The sequence below is a fragment of the Isoptericola sp. NPDC060257 genome, from assembly GCF_042726645.1.
In the GTDB taxonomy this organism is placed as follows: domain Bacteria; phylum Actinomycetota; class Actinomycetes; order Actinomycetales; family Cellulomonadaceae; genus Isoptericola; species Isoptericola nanjingensis.
Genome location: NZ_JBHXAW010000203.1, coordinates 1 through 8,324, shown reverse-complemented (window position 1 = coordinate 8,324; position 8,324 = coordinate 1). Strand labels below are relative to the sequence as shown.

Sequence of the window (8,324 nt, the reverse complement as noted above, 5' to 3'; positions counted from 1 at the left end):
GTGCTCCGCCCGGCGCCCGCCGTCACCCTCCCCCGGTCCGACGTCCCGAGGAACCGTCACAGCTCGGACATGGCCTCCTCGGGCGTGCCCTCGACGGCGGCGGCCGCCTTGTTCCAGCGCGACCACAGCACCTTCTCCCCGAGCTGGCCGGCCATCTTGTGCGCGGTGAGCAGGAAGACGATCACGCCCACGGCCAGCACGCCGACGCCGACCCAGTAGGGGGCGGAGGCGCCGACCGGGTGCAGCAGCCCGGCGATGACCGGGGCCGGCGCGGCGAAGCCCCAGCGCACGAGGTTGAAGGCTCCGGTCGTGACGCGGCGGTCGGGGTCGCCGAGCGCGAGCGACAGGTCGGTGAGGATCGCGTTGGCGATGCCCATGAACACGCCGGCGACGACGAGCACGACGATCGAGGCCGCCGTCGGGAGGCCGAGGGCGAGCAGCAGCGTCATGACGAGCACGCCGGCGACGGCGATGCCCAGGGTCTGCACCGCGCCGATCGTGTGCGCGAGCTTGTGGCCGACGACGAGGATGCCGAACGCGAGCCCCAGACCCCAGGCGGTGAACACCAGGCCGAGGGGGACGACGTCGAGCCCGAGGAAGATCGGCGTGTAGCCGAGGATGACGAAGAACACGAAGTTGTACGTGGCGGTGACGACGGCGAGCGCGAGGAACGCGGGCTTGCGGAAGAGCCCGAAGACCTGGCCCACGTGCAGCGGCGCCGGCTTCTCGGCCGGGTCCTTGAGCTTCGTGATCGACATCGCCAGCGCGACGATCATGAACAGGCCGCACGCGAAGAACGGCACGCGCCAGCTGATGCTGCCGAGCAGGCCGCCGATGAGCGGGCCGACGGCGAACCCGAGGCCGACGCAGGTCTCGAAGATGCCGACGACCCACTCGCGGTCGTTGGCGAGCGAGACGAGCAGCACCATCGCGGTGGCGAAGAACATCGCGTTGCCGAGCCCCCACAGGCCGCGCAGCGCGGCGAGCTGGCCGATCGACGTGCTCAGCGCGGCGAGGATCGCGGCGATCGCGACGATGGTGACGCCGGTGCCGAGGATCTTCTTGTAGCCGAACTTCCCCGTGGCCAGCACGGCCGGGATCATGCCGACGGCCATGACCGCGATGTACGCGGTGAACAGGAGCTCGATCTGCCACGTGGTGGCGCCGATGGCCTCCCCGATCACCGGGAGGATCGGGTCGACGACGGCGATGCCGGCGATCGCGAAGAACGCCGTCAGCGCGGTCGCGTAGATCGCGGTCTTGTTCGGTTCGTTGCGTGTGCCTGCCACGGACTCCTCACTCCTGCCCCACGGTCGGTCGCGGGCGTCGTCTGCTGGTTGCTGCGCCGTCGTCGTCGTCGGCCACGGGCCGTTCGGGCGCCGAGATACCTGCATGGTGCAGGCAATTACCTGTAGGATACACCTATGACCGCTTCCCGGGGAAACAATGTCGAGAAGAAGCACCCCGACCAGGGCGACGACGCCGCGACGGCGGAGGTCGTCGCCCGCGTCGAGCTCGGCCTCGCCCAGCTGCTGCGCCGCGCCGAGCGCACCACCGCGGCGACCACCGTCCGGACCGGCGGCCACGACCTCGACCGCTCTGGCTACCTGCTGCTGCACGCCCTGCGCGACGGCGGCCCCCAGCGCGTCCAGGCGCTCGCGGACCTCCTCGGGATCGACGCCTCCACCGTGACGCGCCAGGTCGTCGCCCTCGAACGGGCGGGCCACGTGCAGCGCTCCCGCGACCCCCACGACGGGCGCGCCGTCCTCGTCTCCGCGACCGCCGGCGGCCGGGACGCCCTGCGCGCGCAGCGACGCCGGCGCGGCGCCACCTACTCCACCGTGCTCGCCGACTGGAGCCCCGCCGACCGCACCCTGCTCGCCGAGCTCGTCGAGCGCCTCAACGCCGACCTCGACGCCTACAAGCGGGACACGCCCCCGGCCTGACCGTCGCGACACTCGGTTGCCTCGCGCAATATTTGTCACGAGCGCAGAACCGGTCGCTCCTGGCTACCGTCGGGAGGGTTGCCTGCGTCGCAGACGTGTGACCACCCCGGCGGCAGACCCACCCCGCGTCGAAGGAGAGCGTCGTGAGCAGGCACGCCAACGAGGTCGACGAGTCCACCGCCGCCGTGCTGCGACGCGACCGTCTGCGACGCGCCGTCGCGTCCGCCGTGGCCACAGCCCTCGTGCTCGCCGTCTCCCTCGTGCTGGTGCCCGGACTCGCCAGCGAGGGCGCGCCCAAGTTCAACGTCCAGTGCGACGAGCTCATCGACGGCATCTCGGAAGCGGCAGATCCCGTCGACCTGCCCGGCGGCGGCCTGCCCAGCGGCCACGCCGAGACGATCGCCGACTACGAGTACGAGAACCCGGCCGAGCACCTCAGCGGCGAGAAGGAGCCGACGAAGGCCGAGCTGAAGAAGCTCAAGGGGAGCTACAAGACGTTCCCGGTCGGCTCCCGCGACCGCATGATCCGGCGATGGAACGTCTACAAGGGCACGTGGGGGTGGGACCAGTGGCGCAACTCCTACATCCCGAACCAGGCCAACGACGCCCGCGGCGACGCGTTCCACGGGAACGTGGGTCGGCGGCTCAAGCTCGGCGGCCCGAGCTGGATGTGCGAGGACACCAAGCTGGCGAAGGAGCAGAAGCTCGGTTCCAACCGCCGCTACGACTCGGTCAACCGGACCCTCAAGATCGCGTACGAGGTCAAGTCCGGGAACTCCTCGCTGCGCGCCAGCCAGCTCAAGGCCGACGCCGCGCTGCGCGCGAAGGGCTGGCGCGTCGTCTACATCTTCAGCAAGGAGCCGACACCGAAGCAGCTCGAGCAGATGCGCACGCACAAGGTGGAGCACACGACCTTGCGCTCCACCGCGGTCCAGAAGAACCCGTCACCGTCGTCGAGCACCGCGATGAACCCGACGTGCGGGCCCACCCCGAAGTCCGCCGGCCCGTCCACGCTCTCGGCGACGTGCCCGCGCCGCTCGACGGCGGGACCGGCGAAGGACCTCGCCCAGCGGTCGGGACGCACCCCGGCGCTCGCCCGCGAGGGCCAGCGGATGCAGGCCTCGTTCGGCGCCGACGGCCGCCGGCAGGGGTTCATGCCGCGCAGCCCCGGCGGGATCGACTGGCGCTCCCTCGAGCTGCGCTACGTCACCGATGACCCGAAGGCGGGCGACTACGGGTACGCCTTCTCGGCGGTCGAGCTCCCCGACGACGGCGTGGCGGAACCCGGGTACGGAGGCGAGGCCGCGCTGGACCTGTCCTCCGACGCCCTCATGACGTGGCTCGCGCTCGACCCCGAGCAGTTCTGGGTGAACCTCAACCCGGACACGCCGGACACCATCGTCGACGAGGAGTTCGGCTCCACCGACGCCGGTCGCGTGCTGCTCGAGGCGGACCTGGAGATGAAGCAGAGCCTCAACGACCTCATGCGCCCCGAGACGGAGCAGGGCAAGAAGCACTGGGAGTCGCTGGAGCGCACCGACGACGGCCTGATCTGCTCCGACTGGACCCGGCTGTGGATCGAGCCGCAGCCGGCCAAGGTGCGCGTCGAGGACGACCAGCTCTACATCCTGGACGCCCCGCTGCAGGTCCAGATCGAGCCGTTCGACGTGGACTGGGAGGTACCGGGCAACGAGGTCTGCCGGGACGCGCCCCCGAAGATGGTCGAGCGGAACACGCAGCGCATCGTCGACGACTTCGAGCAACCGCTCGAGGACTACGTCAACTCCGCCCCCGAGTACGCAGACCTGCGCCGCGTCTACACGGCCCGGGTCGCCGCCGAGTGGATCAAGGACCGCGACGCGGAGCGCCCGGGTGCCTTCCACGACGTCATCGGCTCGGGCGACGTCAGCGCCTGGCCGGCGCGCACCGAGTACGACCCGAAGGACGTGTACGACGAGTACCGCGAGCTGCTGAAGACGGTGCAGTACCGCTACGAGTACGAGCACGGCGAGCAGGAGTTCTACATCGAGATCTTCGGCGGCATCGTGCTCCCCGACGCGCCGCGGGACCAGACGCCGAAGGCGGAGTTCGAGCGCGACCACCCGAAGCTGCCACGTACCGTCCGCAGCGCTCGGTTCGAGGCGACGAGCCTTCCCGTGGGCGCCCAGGCGCCGCAGGGAGACGAGGTCAGCACGCTCGACGACGCGACCACGACGGCATGGCTCGGCGGCGGGACGCTCGCCGAACCCGAGGAGTCCGACCCCACCGACCCGCCGGACGAGCCAGACCCGACCGACCCGCCGGGCGAGCCAGACCCGACCGACCCGCCGGGCGATGGCGGTAGCGACGGTGGCAACGGCGGTGGCAACGGCGGTGGCGGTGGTGGCAACAGTGGCGACGGCAGCGACGACGCGGTGCCCCCGGACGCCTCCGACGGGCCCGCCGGTCGAGGTGACGAACGGCCCGGGGCACCGCACGCCGACGCACCGCCGTCGTCCCAGGCCCCGCTGCCGGGCGCGCTGGCATCCACCGGCTTCGGTGACGTCGGGCTGATGGTGGCGGCGATCGTCCTGGTGCTCGTGGGGCTCGTCCTCGTCGGTGTCCGACGGCGCTGGTTCCCGCGACCCTGACCGCCCGCCCCGCGAGAGGGTTCCCGCCGGATCTGCCCTGAGCAGATGCGCTCCCGGCAGAGAACCCTCCCGCTGCGGCCACCGTCGTCGGACGGTGGGGACATGAGCACACCGACCCAGGACACACCGACCCTGAGCACCCCGGCACCGCCCACCGCGCCCGCCTTCGACGACCAGCTCACCGCGCGGCTGCTGCACCAGCGCATCGTGGTGATCGGCACCGAGATCGACGACGCCGTCGCCAACCGCGTCGTCGCGCAGCTCCTGCTGCTGTCGGCGGAGGACCCGCGGTCCGACGTCGCGCTGTACGTCAACTCCCCCGGCGGCTCCGTCACCGCGGGGCTCGGCATCTACGACACCATGCGGCTGCTGCCGAACGACGTCGTGACGGTCGGGTTCGGCTTCGCCGCCAGCATGGGCCAGTTCCTCCTCACCACCGGCACCAAGGGCAAGCGGTACGCGCTGCCGCACACGCGGGTGATGATGCACCAGCCGTCGGCCGGCATCGGGGGCACCGCCGTCGACATCGCGATCCAGGCGGAGAACCTCGAGCACACCAAGCGCGTGATGCACGAGCTCACCGCGCAGCACACGGGCCGCACCGTGGAGCAGATCGCCTCCGACAGCGACCGCGACCGCTGGTTCACCGCCACCGAGGCGGTCGAGTACGGCATGGTCGACCGGATCGTCGAGAGCGTGGAGGACGTGCGGCCGTCGGCCGCCGGCCGGAGGGCGGGGCTGTGATGACGACGACGATGAACGAGCGGATGAGCTACACGATCCCGAACGTCGTCGAGCGCACGCCGCTGGGCGAGCGCTACTCGGACGTCTTCAGCCGGCTCCTGCGCGACCGCATCATCTTCCTCGGCACGGAGATCGACGACGGCGTGGCGAACGTCGTCATGGCGCAGCTGCTGCACCTGGAGTCCGAGGCGCCCGAGCAGGAGATCGGGCTGTACATCAACTCCCCCGGCGGCTCGGCCACGGCCATGACCGCGATCTACGACACGATGCAGTACGTGCGCAGCGACGTCGCCACCACCTGCATGGGCCAGGCCGCGTCCGCCGCCGCGGTGCTGCTGGCCGCCGGGACGCCCGGCAAGCGCACGGTGCTGGAGCACTCCCGGGTGCTGCTGCACCAGCCGTCCACCCAGGGGCAGGGCACCGTGTCCGACCTCGCCATCCAGGCGCGCGAGGTGCTGCGCCTGCGCGCCGAGACCGAGCAGCTCCTGGCCCGGCACACCGGGCAGACCGTGGAACGGCTGCGCACCGACACCGACCGCGACCTCATCCTGTCGGCGCAGGGCGCCGTCGACTACGGGGTGGCGGACGCCGTCGTCACCTCGCGCAAGCTGTCGGACCGCGCCGCGGCCTAGCCGTCCCGACCTAGGTGTCGTCCCGAGCCGCCGGGCGCCCGCCGACGTGCCAGTCGTGGACCTCGACGTCCGCGTAGTCGTCCACGACCAGCACCCGGCGGGCGTCGTCGGGCCCGGCGGCCTCGACCAGCGCGGCCGCCCCGAGGACGACGGCGCCGTCGTCGGACAGGAGGTGGCCCGCCGCGACGAGGCCGACCCGCGCACCGGCCGCGACGAGCGGCTCGCCGCTCCCCCGCCACCCGAGCCCGAGGACCAGGAACCGTGGGCCGTCCCCCGGCCCGCCGGGGTACTCCCACATCGTGCGCCCGAGCAGGTCGCGCCACCGTCGCAGCAGCACGTCGCGGTACGCACCGGCCTGGTAGTTGGGCTCGTCGAACGCGAACGCCCGGGCGTCGGCGGGCCCGGGCAGGTCGAGGACGTGCACGCTGCCGGTGAGCGTCTCGCCGTCGTCCGTCGTCGTCGGGCCGCGCGCGATCATCCCGTCCGCGAACCGGTCCATGTAGGCCAGGTGCTCCTCGTTGAGCGCCTCTCGCAGAGCGCGCGAGCCGGCACGATCACGGTGGAAGACGAAGAACTCCACGCCGCCCGGTTCCTACGCGGCGAGGGCGACGACGTCCGACGTCGTCGAGCGCACGGCGGCCGAGCGCACGTGCCGGGACGACGACGGCGACCGGTCGCGCAGCGACGTGAGCACCCGGACGCGCTGCTGCTGCTCGGCGCTCGCGGCGAGCGCGTCGTGCGCCTCGGCGACGAGGTCCACGAGCCGGATGCCGAGCGCCGCGCACACCGCGGCGAGCATCTCGGACGACGCCTCCTTGCGGCCGCGCTCCACCTCGGACAGGTACGCCGTCGACATGCGCGCCGCCTGCGAGACCTCCTGCAGGGTGCGGCCCTGCCCCAGGCGCGCCCGGCGCAGGATCGCCCCGACCAGGTGCCGCAGCAGCGGCTCGCGCACGTGCTCCACCTCGGCCGCACCGCGGATCGTGGCGTGGACCATGGTGTCGACCCGTGTGTCCGCTGTCATGCCCACGACGCTACCCGCGACCGGCCCCGGTGGGCTCCGCCAGCGGCGCCGCGGGCGGCCGTTCTGCTGACGGCAGAAGCCGCCGCGCGGCCCGGCTGCTGCCGTAGAGCACCCCGCCGACGACGAACGCTGCGCCCACGCCCTCGAGCGGGGTCACCCGTTCGCCGAGCAGCAGCCAGGCCGCCGACATCCCGACCACCGGCACGAGCATGGAGAACGGGGCGACCACGCCCGCGGGGTGGCGGGCCATGAGCCAGGTCCAGACGCCGGAGCCGAGCACCGTCGCGACCACCACCGTGTACAGGAGGCCGACGACGGCGCCCACGGCCGCGGGGTCGTCCCAGGAGGTGAGCGAGCGGGCGATCTCGCCGGGGCCCTCGACCAGCAGCGAGAGCGCGAGCATCGGCAGCGGCGGCACCACCGACATCCACAGGGTGAGGCGCAGCGGGCTCTGCGGCTTCGCCTGCCGGTTGCAGACGTTGCCGATCGCCCAGCCGAACGCGCCGGCCAGCGTGAGCAGGAAGGGCACGACCGTGGCGGTCGCGGCCTGCTGCCACGCCACGAGGGTGAGTCCGCCGACGGCCACGAGGATCCCGAGCACCTGCCGGCCGGTCACCCGCTCCCGCAGGAACGTGGCGCCCAGCAGCACGGTGAACGGGCCCGACATCTGCAGCACGAGCGACGCGAGGCCGGCGGGCATCCCCGCCGCCATCCCCCAGTACAGGAAGAGGAACTGCAGCGCGCCGAACCCGAGCCCGTAGCCGACCACCCAGCGCACGGGCACGTCCGGCCACGGCACCAGGAAGACGGTGGGCAGCGCGATGAGCGCGAACCGCAGCGCGACGAGGAACATCGGCGGGAAGTGCTGCAGCGACGCGTCGATGGCGATGAAGTTCAGCCCCCACAGGAGGGCGACGAGGACGGCGAGCAGCCGGTGGCGGGCGGGCATGCGCCCAGCCTCCCCGGGCAGACGTTGAAGGACAAGCGAAAGTTGCTTCACTCTGTCTGTAGTCTGGCTTCATGGATGTCCGGCACCTGGAGCTGCTCCGCGAGCTCGCCGACCGGGGCAGCGTCACCGCCGTCGCCCGCGCCACCCACCGCACGCCGTCGGCTGTGTCCCAGCAGCTGCGCACCGCCCAGCGCGAGCTGCGCACGCCGCTCGTCGAGCCGTCCGGCCGCGGGCTGCGGCTCACGGACGCCGGCCGGCTGCTGGCCGAGGGCGGGGCGAGCGTCGCCGCCGCGCTCGCGCAGGTCCAGGCCCGGTGGGACGAGTTCCAGGGCGAGCCGTCGGGCACGGTCACCGTCGCGGCGGGGGGCCGCGCCGCGACGGTGCAGCACCCCCCCCGCA

The 8,324-nt window shown here is 72.6% G+C and carries 9 protein-coding genes; 5 read left to right on the top strand and 4 right to left on the bottom strand.

Annotated elements, in window-relative coordinates; translation table 11 throughout:
- Nucleotides 1-56 precede the first annotated feature (56 nt).
- Nucleotides 57-1,289, bottom strand: coding sequence for an MFS transporter (locus ACFWEK_RS15575; protein WP_430554611.1), 1,233 nt, complete (start codon nucleotides 1,287-1,289; stop codon nucleotides 57-59).
- Nucleotides 1,290-1,424: 135 nt separating this feature from the next.
- Between ACFWEK_RS15575 and ACFWEK_RS15570 the strand changes: the two genes are divergently transcribed.
- The 4 genes from ACFWEK_RS15570 to ACFWEK_RS15555 all read left to right on the top strand — a co-directional run bounded on the left by ACFWEK_RS15570 (nucleotide 1,425) and on the right by ACFWEK_RS15555 (nucleotide 5,952).
- Entirely contained in the window at nucleotides 1,425-1,946 is a 522-nt protein-coding gene (locus tag ACFWEK_RS15570) for a MarR family winged helix-turn-helix transcriptional regulator (protein WP_430548343.1), read from the top strand.
- 143 nt (nucleotides 1,947-2,089) lie between these two features.
- Complete coding sequence (locus ACFWEK_RS15565; protein ID WP_430554610.1) at nucleotides 2,090-4,576, top strand: hypothetical protein; 2,487 nt, start codon at nucleotides 2,090-2,092, stop codon at nucleotides 4,574-4,576.
- A gap of 102 nt (nucleotides 4,577-4,678) precedes the next feature.
- Nucleotides 4,679-5,320, top strand: a complete 642-nt coding sequence (locus tag ACFWEK_RS15560) for a ClpP family protease (RefSeq protein ID WP_430548341.1) — start codon at nucleotides 4,679-4,681, stop codon at nucleotides 5,318-5,320.
- A complete protein-coding gene (locus tag ACFWEK_RS15555; RefSeq protein ID WP_430548340.1) occupies nucleotides 5,320-5,952 on the top strand; it encodes a ClpP family protease in 633 nt (210 codons plus the stop codon). Before ACFWEK_RS15560 ends, ACFWEK_RS15555 begins: the two co-directional genes overlap by 1 nt.
- A gap of 10 nt (nucleotides 5,953-5,962) precedes the next feature.
- On the opposite strand, the gene ACFWEK_RS15550 is transcribed toward ACFWEK_RS15555, so the two are convergent.
- The 3 genes from ACFWEK_RS15550 to ACFWEK_RS15540 are packed head-to-tail and all read right to left on the bottom strand — an operon-like array spanning nucleotide 5,963 to nucleotide 7,925.
- A complete protein-coding gene (locus ACFWEK_RS15550) occupies nucleotides 5,963-6,532 on the bottom strand; it encodes a YciI family protein (RefSeq protein ID WP_430554609.1) in 570 nt (189 codons plus the stop codon).
- 12 nt (nucleotides 6,533-6,544) lie between these two features.
- Nucleotides 6,545-6,949, bottom strand: a complete 405-nt coding sequence (locus tag ACFWEK_RS15545) for a helix-turn-helix domain-containing protein (protein WP_430554612.1) — start codon at nucleotides 6,947-6,949, stop codon at nucleotides 6,545-6,547.
- 37 nt (nucleotides 6,950-6,986) lie between these two features.
- Entirely contained in the window at nucleotides 6,987-7,925 is a 939-nt protein-coding gene (locus ACFWEK_RS15540) for an EamA family transporter (RefSeq protein ID WP_430554608.1), read from the bottom strand.
- Between the two features lie 71 nt (nucleotides 7,926-7,996).
- Between ACFWEK_RS15540 and ACFWEK_RS15535 the strand changes: the two genes are divergently transcribed.
- Nucleotides 7,997-8,324: LysR family transcriptional regulator (locus ACFWEK_RS15535; RefSeq protein WP_430554607.1), on the top strand; the 328-nt coding region annotated here is incomplete at its 3' end.